Source organism: Veronia pacifica (genome assembly GCF_001707825.1).
GTDB lineage: Bacteria > Pseudomonadota > Gammaproteobacteria > Enterobacterales > Vibrionaceae > Veronia > Veronia pacifica.
The window spans coordinates 24,880-44,964 of record NZ_LYBM01000041.1 but is presented as its reverse complement, the minus strand read 5'-3'; the positions used below and the strand labels follow the sequence as shown (position 1 = coordinate 44,964).

The following is a 20,085-nucleotide window of genomic DNA, read 5'->3' as shown; positions in this document are numbered from 1 at the left end:
CAGCTATGTTTCCTACTTCCGGAAATGTACCTTTTGGCACGATTCCTTGATCCTCAAGCCATTTTTTAAATGCAAGAGACTTTTCATCTGAGTATAGTTTTCGCATCCATTCAGGCATTTTCTCAAGTAATTGTTTGATGCGTTTATCTACATCTTCTGGAGCTAATGGATTTCCTTCTTTGTCAGTCAATCCTTTATTTTCTTTAAAATCCAGGCCGTTGTTTTTTATTAATTTTTCTGCTTCTTTTTTAGCGATATCTTTGATAGGGTTTGTATTTTCCGTATCATCTAGACTATTTTTTAGACTGTTTTTTAGTTCATCTTTTAATACCGAAATATTTTTATCTTTATACTGTTGAGTAAGTTTCTCACTAAGCTCTTCGTCTCCGTTAATATTAAAAGCCTTGATTAACCCTTCATCATTTACTGAAATAGTATTAGTGGCGTAAGGAGATGACGTATCTTTTTTACTATAGATAAAATCGAAAGGACTGTTCTTATCTATTTCACTAACTTTACTTCGATAATCTTTATCCATCTCTCCTGTAAGTTGAACACCTTTCATTCTAGTATTAGGGTTAGGAGGAGTATGAACTCCTTTGATCTGCCGGTCAGGTGTTGCTGCTGGAGTTCCAAGTACCCCATCACTATCTCCTGTAACGCTTTTTACGTTACTATCTTGTTGAAAATCAATTGAACTATCAAGTGAAACATTATTTTTATCACTACTAAAAGCACGAAAATTATCAAATGGACTCCCACCCGTTCCCTGCAACTTACCCATACCTTTCTACTCCCCAACTGACTGGTGATTCAATTATCTAGTAATTATTTATTGTAGTATTTTAGCGGCTGTATTTTTTTCTGTTATTGAACAATTTGGAATTTTTTGATTTTATTAAAAACGAGATGTTTTTTTTAACCTAACTTTATATTCAGATAAATTTTTTTAATTAAAATAGTAAATAAAATTAGATTTTTTATCATTCGGATACATCGTCTCTAGGATATTTTTAGATCGGGTATTGTTTATCAGCTCTAATATAATATATTTATAATTTCATTTTAGTTTTTAGCCTAAGCTAATTTTTTAATCATAAATATAATCCATACCAAAATAATTAATACAAATTAGTAGAAATTTTTAATTCTGAAAGGTGTGGTTTAAATGATAAAATTTGCTATGTTTATTGCGGTGAATACCTAAGTATTTATAGTTGTTTTCTTATCGATTAATATAGATCATAAGTATTAAAGATAGTTTTATTGTGAATTCAGTGTTATCAGTTTTTATATTGAATACAGTGATGATAGTTGATAACCCTTTAAATAACTTTTTGCCGTTAAATACCGTTGAAATACAAAGCTCTGGTTGTGTTTTCACGGGTAGTGGCGACTCTGTTATCTCACCGAAATGCTTGATACGTTTTAACCTGCAAAAGCAGCTTAATGTCGAAATGTCTTCTAAGTAATTCGGGCAGTGTATTTTTGACTGGCGAGACGTGTATCCGTCAACCTTGATAGTATTTAGCGATAAGGACTCGATAGGTTATTCGTTTATTGAAAGTAGCCGCTACCCAGGTATGTTCTGATTGTAAAAGGCACAGTTTATTATTGACTAACTGTTACTCTGTATAAGGAAAAATTAAAGCTAATCCCTTAGCATGCTTGAACCTTTTTCTCATTCAACTGCACATTCACCTATTTCCAAGCAGTGCAGATACCCACAGCAATATCATCAACTTCTGAGATATTTTTAGTCATGAGCAATTATTATGGCAGCATGATTCTCGGCAAACTTCATTACTAATGCCTATATTAGTAGCCAAAATTAGCATTTGTTAAATTTTAATATAAACATTCGTTTAAAAAAATAAAACTCGTTTTTTCAGTATGATATGATTTTTTTATGTTAATTATTCGCTATTAAATGAGCCCTTTCTCATTATTGTGACCTTCGAAACTGAGTTATTTCCCTACTCTAAACTGACATTGTATGAAGTCAGATTACTTTGTATTGCAAAATACAATCACTACCCGATAAACCGTTCCACGGAGGAATTGAAAGCATGAAATTGAGGAACTACCTTAGGGCACTCACTTTATCATTCACGATTTTATTTGCCTTTTCATCACATGCAGAAACATTAAAAGCCAGCGACGGGAAGGAATATTCTTCAAAATTAAAGCTTGTCTCGGAAACATTGGATGGTGATAAATACGCGACAGTAACAGGTCGTGCGTTATTAAAAGGCCAACTTGGTGCCCCCATTACTGTGACAGTAACAACGGATCGCCTTTTAGAGTGGGTACACGATCTTAACTACGCCGAAGTATTGAAAATCGACGCTCCCAATGATCAGACGCTGTATATGCGTTTTAATGCGCCTCTGACGTTGGACGACAGAGACGGATATGTGCGTTTTGTCGGCTCCCAAGAAGGCGATAATGTTTTCATCATGACGTTGGTGGAACAGACTAATTATCCAGAAAATCCTGATGCCGTTCGAGCAACCGATTTTAGGGGGCAATTCCGAATTGAGCAGGTCACCGAAGACCGCATGGCGCTCGAGTTCAAGCTTCACTACAACCCGCATGCTAGTCCAGTGTTTGCCGCCAACTCGAACACAAAGCAAATTGTGAAGAAAACTATGAAGAAGTTTAAAAAGCTGACTGAAGGCGAGTTTAAAGATGCTGAAATCCCAATGGATCTCGCTCAAGCATTGGCCGCGAAGTAATTAGATGCATATCCAGACCAGTACAACTTAGGTTGTGCTGGTTTTTTGTATCTGAAAAGTAAGATTTACAGAAATGCCCATCGTGGGTAAGCACATCGCTTCTGTATCGTTACGGCCAGTTTTTCAAAAGCCACAGCCAGTCTGACTAACGATGAGAGGAGTGATTAATGGTATTATTTAACTGTTTTCAGGAATAACATGATGAAGGATATATTCCGCGCATTAACTGTCTTCTTCCTTTTGTCCCTTTCTGCCACATCAACTCAGGCTGCGAAATTTAAAGCCAGCGATGGTCAAACATATTCTGATAAATTAAGTCTTAAAATGGTAACGATGGAAGGCGACGAGTTTGATACTGCACAGGGGCGTATTTTGTTGAGAACGTCTTTGGCTGCACCCGTTTCGTTGATTATTGACGCCAACAGAGTAGGCGATTGGGTACATGATATTGTTGCTTCTGAAGTGATCAGTCGTAGCGGTCTCACCGATCAAACGCTTTATCTAAAATTTGACGCGCCGTTGACGCTTGAAAACCGCGATGCGTTTATCCGTTTTGTTGGAGAGAAAGTATCAGATAATCGGTATCAGTTTACGTTGCATGAACAGCCCAATCATTATCCCAAAAAAGACGCAGTGAGAATGGCTGATATACGTGGCCATATTTCTCTTGAACAGGTTGACCCAAGGTGGGTGGCGATGGAATTCTCTCTTCACTACAGCCCAAAGGTGAGACCGGTGTTTGCTGCCAACTCCCATACCAAAGAGATTGTCGTTAATACCATCAAAAAATTCAGGAAAATTGTTGAGAAAGACATGAAAGGCACTCAAATCTCATCCTCTCTTGCAGCTGAATTAGGTATATAAAACCAAGGTGGCGATGGGCCACTGTTTTTGCTAGGTATTAATCAGTACCTAAGTCGCTGGTTTTTATCATCAGCAACGAGATTATAAAAAAGCCAGCACAAGAAGAGGCTGGCTTTCATTTGAAAAAAACGCGGGCATCAATGCTTTGCCAATTGGCCTGAATCGTCAAGAAGATGATCAAAGATCTTACGAACGAAAGGACCACCTACTTTAGAGCCACTGCCGCCATTTTCCAGCACCACGGCGGTAACGTATTTGGGATGTTTGTAGGGAGCAAAGCCAATATAAAGAGCATGATCATGCAGGCGTGATGATAACTCATCTGCCTTATATTTCTGGTTTTCTTTCAGTCCAAAGACCTGTGCAGTACCTGACTTACCGCCACTGATATACTTTGCGGTTTTAAAGGTGCGGCGGCCTGTACCATGCTTTCCGTGGTTGACCAGACGCATAGCGTCAATGCTCAGGTCCCAATACTGATTGGCAACCTCAGACATTGGGAAGTTTGTCTTCACCTCTGCTTTCTCTTCGATTTCTTTGGTGTCATCACGCTCCACTGCCGCACGCAACAGGTGGGGTGCCATGACTTTACCGTGGTTAATTAACACAGAGGTAGCTTTGGCAAGCTGGATAGGTGTCGCTGTCCAGTAGCCCTGTCCGATACCGACAGGTATGGTATCGCCCTGATACCAAGGTGTACGGTGTCTGGCGAACTTCCATTCACGGGTTGGCATATTCGCTGAGGTTTCTTCAGGGATATCGATGCCTGTTTCATGGCCAAAGCCAAACTTGTTCATCCAGCTTGAAATACGGTCTATACCTAGGTCGTAAGCAATCTGATAAAAGAAAGTATCAACGGATTCTTCAATGGCATAACTTAAATCAACATTGCCATGCCCCCAGCGTTTCCAGTCACGCCAGACTTTGGTTTTATTTTTAGTCTTGGGTAAACGCCACATGCCGTGGTCATTGCGGTGCGTAAACGGGGTGACGACTTTTTCCTGAAGCGCAGCGATGGCCATAAAAGGCTTAATGGTTGACCCGGGTGGATACACCCCCAGCGTGATCCTGTTAACCAAAGGACGATCCGGATCGTTGAGTAACTCGCTGTATTCTCTCCCTGAAATACCATTGACGAAAGCATTTGGGTCGTAGCTTGGACTGGAGACCATCGCCAACACACCATTGTCACTTGGATCGATAACCACGGCACTGCCACGTCGGCCATCAAGTTGCTTGTAAACGTAGGTCTGAAGCTCAATATCAAGGTTAAGAACCAGATCTTTGCCAGGAACAGGAGGCACATAGTCAATCACCCTAATCACCCGCCCATGGCTATTTACTTCCACTTTTTGAAAGCCTTTGGTGCCGTGCAACATGTCTTCGTAATAGCGTTCAACACCAATTTTTCCAATATCGTACGTACCCTGATAATTCTTTTCCTTGCCCTCTTTGGAAAGTCGTCGAAGATCCCGGTCATTGATTCGGGAGACGTAGCCTATGGTGTGGGTGAGTATTTCGCCGAACGGGTAATACCGTTTAAGTCTGGCATTTATGTTGACACCACGAAACTGATACTGGTGAGCAGAGAAACGAGCAATCTCTTCCTCATTGAGCTGATCTTTGATGATCACTGGTTTGAATCTGGCTGTTTGGCGCAGCTTTTTGCGAAAACGCTTAATTTCATCCGGTGTCAGAGGGATGTATGCCTGAATCCGCGCCAGCGTATCATCGATATCCTTTACTTCTCTGGCGATCAGTTCAAGGCTGCTCACCGCGCGGTTTTCGGCAAGTAACACACCGTTTCTATCGAAAATACGCCCACGGTTCGGCGCGATGGGCAGAATTTTGATTCGGTTATCGTTAGAGCGTGTTTGGTAGTCTTTATGATCACTGACTTGCAAATGATAGAGGTTAGCCAGCAGCACACCCACCATAGCCAGAATAAAACAAAAGGCCACAATTGCCCGGCGACCAAAGAGGCGCGACTCTTCAACATAATCCCGAACTTTTGTGCGATTAGGTAGCATGATTTCCCCTTCGGATCAGTGGCTGCTCATCAGTGCAAGCGCATTAAACGTTATGCGCCTTTTTTGATATTCAGACGTGTCACTTTCGTTAGTGACATTGTTATTCGAATCAGCGAAGCGAAGGATAGAAAGACGATGGGTAGGTGATAATCTGGCTAACATGCTGTTTATTATTATTTTTAAATGGGCTGACTGTGTAAACTGTCTTTTTTGACAGAAATATTAGCGGACAAGTGTACCGTAAATTGGAATATGCCTAAAGCGATCACTACGGTTTGTGCTTTTCATCACTTTTTCATGAGCGTTATCTAAAGAAAAAAGTATGGCTTTTTAGGCTGTTTAAGCAGGTCGTGAGTGACAATACAACTCACCCGGAATCACTCAAACTTTTCTGTTTTTATTATCAACAAGCGCAGTACATTCCCTGAGCACTGAAGTAAATATTTCTATCAATTGAAATAGACAATAACACCTGCTGGAGAAGTGATGAATTACCTGACGACTCAAGTGGCTGGCGTTAATTAAAGGTGATTGATCCTTAATCAGTATACGTTTATCTGTTTGTTCAAGCCTCAATGTCGGATGTTTTTTGAGCAAGATTCATTACTGCTCATGATAAAATTTCCTGTAAAAATACATTCTCTGTCTGCGACACAGTGAGTGGTCAAAACTTAATTTGAGTTTGATCGCAAATAAAAAAGCGAGGTTAACAAAAAATACAAAATCCTTCCTTATTGATAATTTAGAGTATATGCTCAATCGCCCAAAAATATATACAAGTAAACTAGTATGAAAAACACCCTTATCAGCACGCTGATTGCTGGCCTGCTGCTCTCCGGTTGCGGCGGTGACGACACAAAAACCGCACAAACCTCACAAACCGCCACCCCTTTGGATATCGAAACCACTTTTTCTGCGCGGTACATTCAAAGCCTTCCCGGCAAGGCGCCTGAGTTGGCGGCTTATGCGGCATATACAGACCGTGAAACAAAGCAAGCGGCAAAGGCCGTTGAGCAGACCCGTTATGTTGGCAAATTGCAGGTGACCAATGTTGTCACGCAAAAGAAACAGGAATTTGAGTGGCCTGTTACTCAATCTGTCGATAGCGAAGGCAATGTCACAACGACCTCTCACCGTGCGTTGACATTAAAACCCGGCACCTATGATTTTCACCTGTTGCTTAACAGCACAGGGCCAAACCCTAAACAATACATAGCCACCTCTCTTGCCCATGAGGTGATAGAAGGCGAGCAGCCTGCGATTCAGTTTACGGTTGAGCCAAACCTTGGCGACACCATTACTGAAATCAGCCAAATTGAAGACGTGCCAACGCTGTCTTTCCAGTGGAAAGCAGACGAGTTGGCAGAGATCAACAAACCGCAGTTCGGTCTCTCTCTCAATGGTGGTAAAGAGCAGGTTTATGCCATTAACAAAGAAACGGGCCTGTCTGAAGTCAAAATGAACGTCGAGCCGGGCGAGTATACCCTCTCAATGCGCCTGTATGATGGCGACCTGATGGTCGGTGAAAACGGCGAAGGTGAAACAGTGAACTTTGCCGAAGGCGAAAAGTCGCAAACTAATATCGTACCTGTGCAGGCTGATGTAGGGTTTGAGGTCTCATCAATTAAAGACCGCGGTAACTTTTCATTTAAACTGCCACAGGTATTAGTCGATGAAGCTGGCGGATTAGACAACCTGACACTGAAAGCAAACCTGACGGCCAAAGGCGCGCCTGCGCAAGAGCGTTTGCTGACTGTTCAGGATGTGAATGGTGACTACATCGCAAAAGATATATTCGAGACGGGCGGTTCAGATAAGGTTGATGTATATCTCGCCTTCTACAACACCCATACCTCACAGGCACTGGAAGAACTGACACCCTTCGCCAGTTGTAATATCGAACTGAACGTGGCAACCAACCAGACCAAAGGCTGTAAAACCGCGCTTAAGCGTGAAAGCATTATCACCAACCGTATACTGGGCACCCTTCGCCTCAATGTCGTGAACGAAAACTGGACGCAAGCAGAAGGTGCAAATGTGTTCCTCGATGGCAAAAAAATTGGTGTGACTGGCGCTGATATCGGTGCAGGTACGTTTAAAGCTCACCTGACAGCCGGAGAACACCAGCTGGAGGTTAAACAAAGTGGCAACGCAGCCAGCGAAACCCTTACCCTTAAGCCGCTTGATGTTAAAAACGTCCAGTTGATGCTGAAAAAAGATGAGAATATAGGTAGCGGCAACTTTGTCGAAAAGCAGGTCATCATAACCAAAAACTCAATTCCATTGGCGTTAGCAATTGGTGATGTAAACACTGATGGCCGAATGGACATTGTGACAGGCAGCGAAAATGGCTTTTCAGTTGGTATTGGAAATAGCTATGGTAAATTCGATTTTTTTGAATATGGAATTTATGAACCAAAAAAAGTTTATAGCGTTAATGTCGGCCATATAGATAAAGACGGGCATTTAGATCTAGTCGTTATCAGCCGCGATGAAGAAAGACAAATGATCTGGTTCTACGAAAATAGGGGAAATGGTGAATTTAAAGGTAGGCGCGGTTTCGGGGGTGCTATTGTAAATGGAACTTATCAGAATTCAAAGCTGGCAGATCTAACTGGTAATGGTATCCCAGATTTAGTTCGGATCTCTCGAATACCAGAGATCTTCATAGGTGACGGAGAATACGGTTTTAAAAATTCAAAACAAATAATACATATGGATCACTCATCAGATATCGTAAAAAATATAGTAAAAGTAGGTGATATTAATGATGATGGATATCCGGATATCGTCGTTGCAGCTACAGGCTCTGGTGGAAAAGTCTATTTAAATGATGGTAAGGGCAGGTTTGACAATGCTATTGAATTATTTCCATATACACCAGATATAGCCCCAACGAGTGTTACTCTTGGCGATATCAATAATGATGGCTACTTAGATATATTCGTTACCAATAGTAATGTCGATGAAGCCTCTTCTAATAATGTTTTATTCATGAATAATGGGAATAATACATTCAATGTCTTTAATTCTGGGCTTGGTAAAAATTCTTTCGCCGCAGTAATATTTGACATAAATAAAGATGGTAATCTTGATATTCTCCTATCCTCTGGCAGAGGACGTGTGAAATTTACCAACTACCTCGGTATGGGCGATGGTTTTTTTAGTCCGCAAGCCACTTCTTTAGATAAAAATGATTATCTTACTGTCGATGATATTCAGGCAGCAGACCTCGATTCTGATGGAGATGTTGACTTGATTATTCAGGGTAAATCATTCAAAGATGTAAGTCACCTTACCCGCATATATGAAAACATATCTAATTAACAGATATTAAGTCACTGTAAATGTCATTGAGCGGCAGCCATTCTGCCGCTTTTTTGTACGTCCCATTCAACATGCATTTTTTGGGCATAATGGCAGCAGATATCATTCACACCTTATGACTGTCGGCTTACATCGCACTTTTTGGTTTTGTTTTTCCCATCATCACTACCACCCCTTGTCATTTACGGCTTGTTTGCTTTATGGTGAAACGATGAATATGTCGCTGATTTTCACTCACCTCTGCTGTTGTTGCTGTAAATACATCATTTACGGCCGTATTCCTGTGCATCGCGAATAATCCTCCCTACAAACACATTTTCAGGCCGTAGATGACTTCATCTGCGGCCTTTTTGCATTTATAAGGACAGACAATGACTCAAACGCCTATTCGATTTTTTAACACCCTGAGCAGACAATCTGAAGCTTTTACGCCAATGAAAAAGGGGGAGGTTGGCCTGTATGTGTGCGGTCCCACCGTGTATGACTATGCCCACATTGGTAACCTGAGAACCTATTTGTTTGTTGATTTACTGACCCGCGCATTACGTTTTAATGACCTTCGCGTCAATCATGTGATGAACATTACCGATGTGGGGCATTTGGTCTCTGATGGCGACACGGGTGAAGACAAAATGGAGAAGGGGGCAAGACAACAACAGAAGTCAGCATGGCAAATCGCCAAAGACTTTGAGCAGGCCTTTTTTGCCGATATGGCGCAACTCAATATTGCCTCGCCCTCGATAACCTGCCGCGCGACTGAACACATTCAGGAACAAATCGACTTTATCAGTGAATTGGAAAAGAAAGGCTTCACCTACATGACTCAGGATGGGGTGTATTTCGATAGCAGTAAACAAGCTGATTATGGCAAGTTAGCCCGGCTGGATCGCGCAGGTCTCGAGGCTGGCAAACGGGTAGACATGGCAGAAAAAAAACAGGTCACGGATTTTGCGCTGTGGAAATTCAGCGGTAAGCGACAACGGCAAATGGAGTGGCCCAGCCCATGGGGAGTAGGGTTTCCGGGCTGGCACATTGAGTGCTCAGCGATGGCAGAGAAATACCTCGGCAAGCGTTTTGATATTCACGTTGGCGGTGAAGACCATATCCCGGTGCACCATACCAACGAAATTGCCCAGTGTGAGGCCAAAAACGGGCACATTCAGGCGAATGTTTGGCTGCACGGTTTTTTCCTTAACCTCAACAAAGAGAAGATCTCAAAGTCCGGAACATCACTGCGATTAAAAACCCTGACTGATAAAGGATTTGATCCGCTGGCCTATCGGTATTTGATCCTGACGGGACATTATCGCAGCCAACTGAGTTTCACCTGGGAGAGCCTGAGCGGTGCACAGACGGCATTGAGGCGTCTTAAGCGGCGAGTGGCGGAACTTCCCGAGGGTGGGGAAGTGGATACCGCTTTCCTCAACAGGTTTGTGGCTTTCATCAATGATGATCTCAATATGCCTCGTGCACTGTCGTTGGTATCAGAGCTGCTGGACAGTGAATTAGATGGTGCAACCAAGCGGGCAACGCTCATGTGTTTTGACCAAATCTTTGGCCTGAAAGTCGACCAACCCGAGCAGGCGCATATCCCGGACGATATTTATCAACTGGCAGAGGAAAGAAAGGCGCTGAAAGCGGCGCGGAAATTCGCAGAGGCTGATGCCATTAGGGATAAGTTATTGGCGATGGGCTACAAAGTCAGCGATGGCAAAGATGGCAATATAGATATTCAGATACACATCAGCCATTGAGAAACGTCTTAATTCACCGGGCTATGCTCATCGAGCTATGTTCACGGAGCTATGTTCACGGAGCTATGTTCACGAAGCTATGGGCATTAGCTCAGTGAGCGATGAGTAGTCGTTCACTGAATGCTGAAAGAAGTGGTGAGGTGTTGCTGGAAGACTCTGTCCGATCTTCCAGCTTTGCCTGCCATTGTATTCGGTGCGGAGGGGGGATGATCGAAATACTGGTTTTGCGCCTATCACATGTATACCTGTCACCGTTATTTACCGAGGAGTCACCTGATGAAACAGCGTTACCTTTCTCTGCTCACCCTGTTAACCGGTATATTTTTTGGCGCACCGACTATGCCAGCTTATGGCCAGTCATCGTGCTCTGATCTTCTGAATTTCAGTTACAAAAAGCTGAATTCAACTGAGTCAGTCAATATGTGTGAGGCGTTTAAAGATAAAGTGGTGCTGGTGGTCAATACCGCGAGCCAGTGCGGTTTTACGCCTCAGTTCACTCAGTTGGAAAAGCTCTATCAGCAATACAAAGACAAAGGCTTTACGGTTGTTGGGTTTCCCAGTAATGATTTTTATCAGGAGCGTGGCTCGGAAGCTGAGACCGCCAAGGTTTGTCATATAAATTACGGTGTCACTTTTCCAATGATGGAGAAAGTCAACGTCAGAGGCGGTGAGGGAATATTTCAACAGCTAGCGGCGACCTCAGGCGTCACGCCAAAATGGAATTTTTACAAATATCTTATCGACAGGGAAGGCAAGGTCATCGGGGTATTTCCCAGCAATTCGGAGCCGATGTCGTCATCTTTCCAGCGTGTTGTCGCCCAAGCTCTGTAGAAGCATTTGTTGATGTTTATATCAGGAATTGTTTCTGGAACACAGCAAACACTGTGATGACAAAGTGAAAAATTAACTTGTCATTTAAATTCACACTGTGATAATTTGCGGCCAATTCCAACACAAGGTGTTTGGAGCACATGCACAGCAAGGCGAGGGAGTCTCTGCGCTTGCTGTGCCCGTAGGTACTGGTGAAATTCGTTACCAGTAGAAGGGCATTAATAATGTGGCCTGTAAGGACGAAAAGTCAGGCGCATATTGAGGAACCCAACAGTGAAACTATCACATACTTTCGTAACCTTCGTATTACCCCACTGCAGTATAATTACTGAGCCTTGAACATCAGCGTCCACTAAACCCGGTATGTTATTCCGCCAGTGCGTTTGCCTGTCAGCTTGTTGATCCTAAATCATCGATATTGACAGCATGCCAGCGGAGCCATGCACCATCAGTGTGTGTAGCAATGTTTTGCTTTCACATGTCTGGTGTGTGTACGTTTAGTTTTGGCCCGGCTTTACCCCTTCCTCCCAACTGACATTTTACAGTTGCATTCGTTTATGAGAGGGGTGAGAAGTCTGGCCGTGATCCATGGATGAACACGATGATCAATAACCTGTTTGAATTACCTACAGGTCAGGCATTGCTGCCTTTGCCAGATACCAGCAATGACATTTATGACTTAACCCCCGACGAACTGCTATTAAGTCAGGAACATTACGAGTCTGAAGTTCGATCTTATCCACGTAGACTGCCATTGGCGATCACCCGTGCGTGTGGTGCCAGAGTAGAAGACAGCCGGGGACAGATTTATCTCGATTGTCTGGCTGGAGCAGGCACACTGGCCCTTGGCTATAACCACCCAGAAATTAATCAGGCACTCATTGAACAACTCAACTCGGGGTTGCCATACCAGACGTTAGATATTACAACGCCAGCGAAAGATACCTTCATTAAATCTCTGATGGGATTTCTGCCACCGGAATTTGCGGAGAATGCCCGCATTCAGTTTTGTGGTCCGTCTGGTGCTGATGCCGTTGAAGCGGCGATTAAGTTGGCTAAGCAAACGACGGGCCGGAACACCATGGTTGCCTTTCATGGGGCTTATCATGGTATGACCAACGGCACCATGGCATTGATGGGTAACCTCGGTACCAAAGAAAGACGCGAGGGCCTGATGGCCGATGTCCACTTTCTGCCATTTCCATACAGCCTTCGATGCCCGTTCGGTCTCCACGGTGAGCAAGGTGCTCGTCAGGGGCTGCGTTACATCGAGCGTATGCTGGCCGATGATGAGAGTGGTGTGAAGAAACCCGCGGCGATCATCGTTGAACCTGTTCAGGGTGAAGGTGGCGTTATTCCAGCGCCAGACTTCTGGCTCAGAGAGTTACGTCGCATTACCAGAGAGCACGGCATTTTACTGATTTTTGACGAGATCCAATGCGGTATCGGAAAAACAGGAAGTCACTTCGCTTTTGAAGACTCGGGTATCACCCCCGATATTCTTTGCCTGTCCAAAGCGGTAGGCGGTGGTCTGCCTATGTCTGTGTTGGTCTTTGACAAGTCAATCGATACATGGAAACCAGGCGAACATACAGGGACGTTTCGCGGAAACCAACTGGCAATGGTCAGCGGTGCGAAAGCACTGGAGATCATTGAGCGAGACCAACTTGCACGCCATGCCAAAGAGGCGGGTAACTATCTGCGTCGGGGGCTACAAGCAATCGCAGACGCCACATCCTGTATTGCAGAGGTGAGGGGTAAGGGCCTGATGCTGGGTCTGGAAATTGTGAAAGCCGACGGCAGCAAGAACAAGTTCGCTGAGCCTGAAGCTGATCCAGAGTTAACGGCTGCGATACAACGTGCATGCCTTGAGCGTGGCCTGATCATTGAGAAGGGCGGTCGTGAAGGCTCAGTGCTGCGTTTTCTGCCGCCGATCATCATCAGTTATGAAGAGTTAGATTTTGCTTTGCGAGTGATGCGTGATGCGGTGGTCTCGGTTGTCGGAGACAGCGAACCCCACCACACCAAAGAAAGCATGGTGGCTGAGTGGCGTGAGCACTTTATCCATACGGGTGCCAGTGGTGCTGACGGCTTTGAATCTGCCATGCATAAGGTAACCCAGACGATAAAGAAGGTGTTTGAGCAAGCGGAATCTCCCTACAGTGGTCTGGATCCTAAAGTGTTGGCTTCCCTGATTAATCAGCAGCCGATGGGAGAAACACCGCTGCCGTTAAATACTGTGATTGAACAAACGGGTGACCTGATTGGCCGTCATTCGATCATCGTTCAGCATCCTCACTGTATTGCCCATTTACACACGCCACCTATGTTACCAGCGGTAGCGGCTGAAGCCTTCATAACGGCGTTAAATCAGTCGATGGACTCGTGGGATCAAGCCAGTGCAGCCACCTATGTTGAACAAAAAGTCGTTGACTGGTTATCGACTCAGTTTGAACTCGGGGACGGCGCTGACGGTATTTTCACCAGTGGTGCGACCCAGAGTAACCTGATAGGACTGCTGATCGCTCGTGATAACGCGGTACGAAAAATATCGGGTGAGTCGGTGCAAAAGCAGGGACTACCAGATTATGCTGACAGGCTGCGTATTGTCTGCTCAGGCAAAACCCATTTTACGGTTCAAAAATCAGCGTCTCTGCTCGGTTTAGGTGAAGCGTCTGTGGTGTGTGTCGGTACGGTCGATAATGGTGCAATTGAAGTCAGTGAAGTGCAAGAAACCGTGGCGGCATTGAAAGCCGAAGGACTGATTCCTTTCGCTATTGTTGGTACTGCAGGCACAACAGATCATGGTGCAATCGATGATCTCTCGGCACTTGCAGATGTGGCAGCTGTTGAAGACCTTTGGCTCCATGTAGACGCGGCTTATGGAGGGGCTCTTGTTCTCGGTCGTCACAGAAACCGACTGAGAGGTATTGAGCGTGCTGACTCTGTCAGTGTCGATTTTCACAAACTCTTCTTCCAGCCAATCAGCTGCGGCGCAGTGTTGCTGAAAGATGGGTTAAATTTCCGCTACCTGCTTCATCACGCTGATTATCTCAACCGGGAGAGCGATGTACTGCCAAATCTGGTGGATAAATCTATCGCAACAACACGACGCTTCGACGCGCTGAAAGTGTTGATGACCATGCAGAATGTTGGTCCTCAAACACTGGGCAATATGGTCGATCATCTGATCAATCAGGCGCAGCAGGTGGCAGACCTCATCGGCCACAGGCCTGAGTTTGAATTGTTGACTGATCCGGCACTGAGTACCGTCTTGTTCCGTTATTCGGGACAGTCTGCTGAAGGCATAAACCTGTGTCAGTTCAACCGCCAGCTTCGACTGGAAGCACTAGTAAAAGGTGAAGCTGTATTGGGTGAAACGACGGTAAACGGGCAAGCGGCTCTGAAATTTACCATTCTCAATCCCTGCCTTGAAATGACGCACTTTGAACAGCTGCTCGACAAGCTCGCGCAGTTGGCAGACAGCATGAGCTGTCAGACTCCCGTGTCATAACAATACATAGATAATGATGTTGGTCAGCCACTCAGAAAGCAGAGGTGGCTGGCCGTTGAAAAAGGAATAAAATCATGTCAATTCTTCAAATTGGTGCTGGTGGTGTTGGCTGGGTTATTGCCCACAAAGCGGCGCAAAACAACGATATTTTAGGTGATATCACCATTGCATCACGCACTATATCCAAGTGCGAAAAAATCATCGACTCCATCAAAGGGCGCAATAACCTGAAAGATCCGGCACGCAAGCTAGAAGCACGAGCGGTTGATGCAGACGACGTGGCCGCACTGGTGGCTTTGATCAAAGAAGTGAAACCCGGCTTAGTCATTAATGCGGGTCCCCCGTGGATCAACGTGACTGTAATGGAAGCGTGTTATCAGGCGCGCGTCTCTTATCTCGATACGTCAGTGGCAGTGGATTTGTGCTCTGAAGGCCAACAGGTGCCAGAAGCTTACGATCCTCAATGGGCCTTCCGTGAAAAGTTTGAGGCAGCGGGTATCACGGGGATTTTGGGTGCCGGCTTTGACCCGGGTGTGGTCAGTGTATTCGCTGCCTACGCCAACAAGCATCTGTTTGATGAAATCGACACCATTGACGTCATGGACGTCAACGCCGGGGATCACGGGAAGAAGTTCGCGACCAACTTTGACCCAGAAACCAACATGCTTGAAATTCAGGGCGACTCTTTCTTCTGGGAAAATGACGAGTGGAAACAAGTGCCTTGCCATACCCGAATGATGGAGTTTGATTTCCCTCTGGTGGGCAGTCACAAAGTGTATTCAATGGCGCATGACGAAGTGCGTTCGTTGAAAGAGTTTATTCCTGCCAAACGTATCGAGTTTTGGATGGGCTTTGGGGACCGCTACCTCAATTACTTCAACTGTATGCGTGACATTGGCCTGTTGTCTCCGGATCCTGTCACGCTACAAGACGGTACTGTGGTTGAACCACTCAAAGTGCTGAAAGCCCTGTTGCCTGATCCTACTTCTCTTGCGCCGGGCTACACAGGCAAAACCTGCATTGGCACCTGGGTTCAGGGTAAAAAAGATGGCAAACCGCGTAGCGTGTTCGTTTATAACAACGCCGACCATGAAGTGGCCTACGAAGATGTTGAGCATCAGGCCATTGCTTATACCACAGGTGTGCCTGCAATAACGGCTGCACTACTGTATTTCCAGGGGGACTGGAAAGGCCACGGTGTCTTCAACATTGAGCAGCTTGACCCGGATCCATTCCTTGAGCTGATGCCTCGTATTGGCCTCGACTGGGGAGTGGAAGAGCTGGAAGCCAAAGCGCCGCACATTAACATTCTTAAATAACTCACAAGGCCAGCCAATGGGCTGGCTTTTCTTTATCAGGATGAGTCAATCAACATGGAACAAGAGCAAGACCTAAACACACCGTATTTTATGATTGATGAGCAAAAGCTGATTGCCAATTTAGAGCAGGCGCGGCAGTTAAAGCAGCTGTCAGGTTGTAAGCTGGTGCTGGCCCTCAAGTGTTTTTCCACTTGGGGAGTGTTCGATCTGATTAAGCCATATCTCGATGGCACAACCAGCAGTGGCCCTTACGAGGTGCGTTTGGGGCATGAGACTTTTGGCGGTGAAACCCACGCCTACAGTGTTGGCTACAGTGAGCAGGATGTTATAGAGGTCGCTGATATGGCCGATAAACTGATTTTTAACAGCCAGTCGCAACTCAGGGCATACCGCCATTTAGTTGAAGGTAAAGCTTCTGTCGGCCTTCGTTTGAATCCCGGGGTGAGTTATGCAGGTCAAGACTTGGCTGATCCTGCACGTGCTTTTTCACGCCTCGGTGTACAGTTTGACCATATCGAACCATCCGTTTTTGATGGCCTAGATGGTGTGATGTTCCACATGAATTGTGAAAACAAAGATGTTGATGCCTTTGTTCATCTTCTTGATGTTATCTCAGAGCGTTTCGGTGCCTACCTGAATAAACTCGACTGGGTAAGTCTGGGAGGGGGTGTTTTCTTTACTTGGCCGGGCTATGAGATTGAAAAACTGGCTGCTGCGCTCAAAGCATTCTCCCAGCGTCATGGGGTTCAGGTATACCTCGAACCGGGTGAGGCAATTATCACAGGCACCACGGATCTGGTAGTGACTGTGGTAGACATTGTTGAGAACGAAAAGACAACCGCTATTGTCGACAGTGCGACCGAGGCACACCGACTCGATACCCTGATTTACAATGAACCGGCGTCCATCGGCGGCGCAAGTGAAAAGGGCGCATACTCCTACGTTATCGGCAGTTGTTCTTGTCTGGCAGGTGATCAATTCTGTGAGGCGAAATTTGAGACACCGTTGCACATTGGCCAGCGTTTACGTGTGTTAGACAGTGCCGGATACACCATGGTGAAACTCAACTGGTTTAACGGATTGAGAATGCCATCCATCTATTGTCGGCGTGAAAATGGCGATATTCAGTCGTTAAACCACTTCGACTATGACGACTTCAAGCGCTCACTGTCCCAATGGTCAGTTCACTAATCTATCTACTTTGACGCCGTGATGGCGGCGTCCCTTTCATTTTTGATCTTGTCGCTCTTAGAGTGAGATCACCTTGTTCATATTGCTATTGGTAAGTGCAGTGGCATATAACAGTAGACCGAAGTACCCAAATAACCTCAAAGACTGTTAATGGATGTATGGTCGGATAGTATTTATAAACAAGGAGTTATAACAATGGATTTATTTACCTTTGCAGTGGTTATCATCGCTATATTATCCGGCACAAAAGTGATACAAACCGTCTTTCAAAGTATCTTTGCTTCCCGTTCGCGGCCAGATGAACAGCGTCAGTTTGATGAAAAAATGTCAGCATTGAAAGATGAACATCAACAAGAATTAGCGGCGCTGCGTGAGCGTGTGGAAGTGCTGGAAAAAATAGTGACAGAAAAAAGCTACCGTTTGGAGTAGGAGATACGCAATCTGTAATGGTGTATCTCCAGTGAATTTTTCCCTAAAGGCTATGGATAATAGGGTCAACGATATGAGTCTATTTGCCAAATTCTTCTTGAGATAGGGGAGGGCAATTGGATGAGCTATTAGTGTCTAATTGCTGATAAGCTACCAAAGAAGGTGGCTTTTTTATTCCGCGTGTTGCAGCATCGTATTCTTCACAAAGATTGATAATGGGTTTCGTCGATGTTGGAAAAAGAAAATATGCTCAAACTGGCCAGAGTCAAGATGCCTTTCGGCAAATATACAGGTAGGGTGTTGATTGACCTACCGGAGGAATATCTACTCTGGTTTGAAAAGAAGGGTTTTCCCTCCGGCGAGTTGGGCAAGTTAACGGCGCTTTGTCTTGCTTTAAAAATTGAAGGTTTAGACAGCGTGATAAAACCAATGAAGACGCAAAGTTGAGGGCTTGTCATTTGCTTAGGCAGAGGCTGCGCCGCATGATTCAATATCGATAAAAATCAATACAGAAAACTTGGGCTATTTAAATAATCTGAAATAAACGTAGCGGAACGTAAAAAATGCTGTATAGTCTATCTTGCTCTGACAATAGAGTTGTTAAAAAATAAAATCAAGTAAGTCTTCCAGCGCACTCCTAGCAAGTTTTCTCTGTTACTCTCTCTTAGTTATATTGTCTAATAATTACTAATATCAGTGCACCTTAAAATTAATCAAATAAGGGGCATCATATGTCTAATAAAATTCTTGGAACAGTAAAGTGGTTTAACGAAACGAAAGGTTTCGGATTTATCACTCAACATAATGGCGATGATCTGTTTGTTCACTTCCGTTCAATTGTTGGTGACGGCTTTAGAAGATTAACGGAAGGTCAGCAAGTTTCATTCGATATCGGCAGAGGGCAAAAGGGTCTTCAAGCTGAAAATGTCACCGCTATTTAGTAATAAAAAGCCTTTCTAAATAATGAAAGGCTATTATTATTTTCACTTCAATTTCCTACGATAATAAATATAGGTATAAAATATGGCTCGTTCTCTTGGTAGAAATCGTTACTTCTTTCATAGAAAAAATAAAACAAAGAAATTATCATCAAATGATAAAATCAACACTAAATAATTAGGAAGTATATTGTTAGTTAAGTTCAATATTTTTGAAAATAATAAAGAGTGGAATGCTACTATTCATCAATTAAATAGTGATGTATTAGTAAGACATACCTTAATAAATGGACATACAGGGTGCTTCAACTTGGGCTTTTCCTATTGTGAAGACTCTTTAATAGGAAACATTTATGATGATAGCAATAATAAGCTCGGTGAGTTCACTGTTATTCACTAGTTAAAATATATTGTTTTCTACGTTTACTCACACTTTAATTGAGATAAACATACTCAATATTTTTATAGATCAAAGAGTTTTTTATAATTACGTTGATAAAAATACCTATACTTCACTTTTTTTGAAAAATACTATAGTTAACGCCATCGAAAATTTAGGCCCCACATATTTAGGAACCTAGATATTTTAATATGTATCTATTGTATTTAATTTATTATCTATAAAGATATCTATCTTTGTGAAAAAATCTTTTTCACAAAGCTCTCCTTAGCATCTGTATATTGCTCAATATGATTATATTTCTCAGCCGCATGCTGTTTAATGGCAGCATACTCTGCTCTGGCCTGTTGGTTTTGGTTTAGGTGGTCACGGAAGAAAAGAAGATCAGACCAAGCACTTCCTTCGAGCTCGACAAAGTGGATATAGTGCGTTTTGACCTGACAAGTATCGTCAGTGTATTTAGCTAAGATAAATCGGCCTTCCATCATTTGACGAGGCATGGGAATAAAGCCAAGTGTTTTCAACTGGCTAGTTAGTTTGTCGTTAATGTCATTGAGAGAATCAATACCAATCGCGATATCTATAATGGGTTTTGCTGTTATCCCTTGTATTGCCGTGCTGCCAATATGCTGAATGCACTCTTCTGCAATCCCGGTAATGCTAACTAAGGCCTTTTATACATTTTGGAACTCTGTCGCCCAGCTTTCGTTGTGTTCAATTAATTTTACTTCTGGTCCTTTTACACCGAGT

The 20,085-nt window shown here is 44.0% G+C and carries 14 protein-coding genes; 11 read left to right on the top strand and 3 right to left on the bottom strand.

Going from position 1 to position 20,085, the window contains the following annotated elements:
* Window positions 1–784, bottom strand: a 784-nt coding sequence (locus A8L45_RS18315) for a hypothetical protein (protein ID WP_139122414.1), incomplete at its 3' end; no start/stop codon positions are given.
* A 1,285-nt stretch (window positions 785–2,069) separates the two neighbouring features.
* Here A8L45_RS18315 and A8L45_RS18310 point away from each other — a divergent pair.
* Both A8L45_RS18310 and A8L45_RS18305 read left to right on the top strand, forming a co-directional pair.
* Complete coding sequence (locus A8L45_RS18310) at window positions 2,070–2,738, top strand: SRPBCC family protein (protein ID WP_068904809.1); 669 nt, start codon at window positions 2,070–2,072, stop codon at window positions 2,736–2,738.
* A gap of 198 nt (window positions 2,739–2,936) precedes the next feature.
* A complete protein-coding gene (locus A8L45_RS18305) occupies window positions 2,937–3,602 on the top strand; it encodes an SRPBCC family protein (RefSeq protein ID WP_139122413.1) in 666 nt (221 codons plus the stop codon).
* 137 nt (window positions 3,603–3,739) lie between these two features.
* On the opposite strand, the gene mrdA is transcribed toward A8L45_RS18305, so the two are convergent.
* Window positions 3,740–5,632: a penicillin-binding protein 2 gene (gene mrdA / locus A8L45_RS18300; RefSeq protein ID WP_068904807.1), complete on the bottom strand. Its 1,893-nt coding sequence runs from the start codon at window positions 5,630–5,632 to the stop codon at window positions 3,740–3,742.
* A 789-nt stretch (window positions 5,633–6,421) separates the two neighbouring features.
* Here mrdA and A8L45_RS18295 point away from each other — a divergent pair.
* From A8L45_RS18295 to A8L45_RS18255, 9 genes are all read left to right on the top strand, one after another.
* The gene (locus A8L45_RS18295) at window positions 6,422–8,959 is read left to right on the top strand and encodes an FG-GAP-like repeat-containing protein (protein WP_068904806.1); all 2,538 of its coding nucleotides are present in this window, start codon (window positions 6,422–6,424) and stop codon (window positions 8,957–8,959) included.
* A gap of 371 nt (window positions 8,960–9,330) precedes the next feature.
* Window positions 9,331–10,713 carry a cysteine--tRNA ligase gene (gene cysS / locus A8L45_RS18290; RefSeq protein ID WP_068904805.1) on the top strand — a complete coding sequence of 461 codons (1,383 nt, stop codon included), beginning with the start codon at window positions 9,331–9,333 and terminating at the stop codon, window positions 10,711–10,713.
* Between the two features lie 276 nt (window positions 10,714–10,989).
* Entirely contained in the window at window positions 10,990–11,544 is a 555-nt protein-coding gene (locus A8L45_RS18285) for a glutathione peroxidase (RefSeq protein ID WP_068904804.1), read from the top strand.
* A 592-nt stretch (window positions 11,545–12,136) separates the two neighbouring features.
* The gene (locus A8L45_RS18280; protein WP_068904803.1) at window positions 12,137–15,058 is read left to right on the top strand and encodes a pyridoxal phosphate-dependent class III aminotransferase; all 2,922 of its coding nucleotides are present in this window, start codon (window positions 12,137–12,139) and stop codon (window positions 15,056–15,058) included.
* 74 nt (window positions 15,059–15,132) lie between these two features.
* The gene (locus A8L45_RS18275; protein ID WP_068904802.1) at window positions 15,133–16,377 is read left to right on the top strand and encodes a carboxynorspermidine synthase; all 1,245 of its coding nucleotides are present in this window, start codon (window positions 15,133–15,135) and stop codon (window positions 16,375–16,377) included.
* Window positions 16,378–16,431: 54 nt separating this feature from the next.
* Window positions 16,432–17,568, top strand: a complete 1,137-nt coding sequence (nspC, locus tag A8L45_RS18270) for a carboxynorspermidine decarboxylase (RefSeq protein WP_068904801.1) — start codon at window positions 16,432–16,434, stop codon at window positions 17,566–17,568.
* 195 nt (window positions 17,569–17,763) lie between these two features.
* A complete protein-coding gene (locus A8L45_RS18265) occupies window positions 17,764–17,997 on the top strand; it encodes a hypothetical protein (RefSeq protein WP_068904800.1) in 234 nt (77 codons plus the stop codon).
* Window positions 17,998–18,225: 228 nt separating this feature from the next.
* Entirely contained in the window at window positions 18,226–18,444 is a 219-nt protein-coding gene (locus A8L45_RS18260; RefSeq protein ID WP_068904799.1) for a DUF3820 family protein, read from the top strand.
* Window positions 18,445–18,728: 284 nt separating this feature from the next.
* On the top strand, window positions 18,729–18,938 hold the full coding sequence (locus tag A8L45_RS18255) for a cold-shock protein (protein ID WP_068904798.1): 210 nt from the start codon (window positions 18,729–18,731) through the stop codon (window positions 18,936–18,938).
* Window positions 18,939–19,565: 627 nt separating this feature from the next.
* On the opposite strand, the gene A8L45_RS18250 is transcribed toward A8L45_RS18255, so the two are convergent.
* On the bottom strand, window positions 19,566–19,970 hold the full coding sequence (locus A8L45_RS18250) for a GrpB family protein (RefSeq protein WP_349267005.1): 405 nt from the start codon (window positions 19,968–19,970) through the stop codon (window positions 19,566–19,568).
* Window positions 19,971–20,085: the final 115 nt, after the last annotated feature.

Coding starts and splice junctions, on each gene's coding strand:
- A8L45_RS18310 (WP_068904809.1), top strand. CDS start 2,070: ATGAAATTGAGGAACTACCTTAGGGCACTCACTTTATCATTCACGATT.
- A8L45_RS18275 (WP_068904802.1), top strand. CDS start 15,133: ATGTCAATTCTTCAAATTGGTGCTGGTGGTGTTGGCTGGGTTATTGCC.
- A8L45_RS18280 (WP_068904803.1), top strand. CDS start 12,137: ATGAACACGATGATCAATAACCTGTTTGAATTACCTACAGGTCAGGCA.
- A8L45_RS18295 (WP_068904806.1), top strand. CDS start 6,422: ATGAAAAACACCCTTATCAGCACGCTGATTGCTGGCCTGCTGCTCTCC.
- A8L45_RS18265 (WP_068904800.1), top strand. CDS start 17,764: ATGGATTTATTTACCTTTGCAGTGGTTATCATCGCTATATTATCCGGC.
- A8L45_RS18285 (WP_068904804.1), top strand. CDS start 10,990: ATGAAACAGCGTTACCTTTCTCTGCTCACCCTGTTAACCGGTATATTT.
- A8L45_RS18260 (WP_068904799.1), top strand. CDS start 18,226: ATGTTGGAAAAAGAAAATATGCTCAAACTGGCCAGAGTCAAGATGCCT.
- mrdA (WP_068904807.1), bottom strand. CDS start 5,632: ATGCTACCTAATCGCACAAAAGTTCGGGATTATGTTGAAGAGTCGCGC.
- A8L45_RS18255 (WP_068904798.1), top strand. CDS start 18,729: ATGTCTAATAAAATTCTTGGAACAGTAAAGTGGTTTAACGAAACGAAA.
- A8L45_RS18305 (WP_139122413.1), top strand. CDS start 2,937: ATGATGAAGGATATATTCCGCGCATTAACTGTCTTCTTCCTTTTGTCC.
- cysS (WP_068904805.1), top strand. CDS start 9,331: ATGACTCAAACGCCTATTCGATTTTTTAACACCCTGAGCAGACAATCT.
- nspC (WP_068904801.1), top strand. CDS start 16,432: ATGGAACAAGAGCAAGACCTAAACACACCGTATTTTATGATTGATGAG.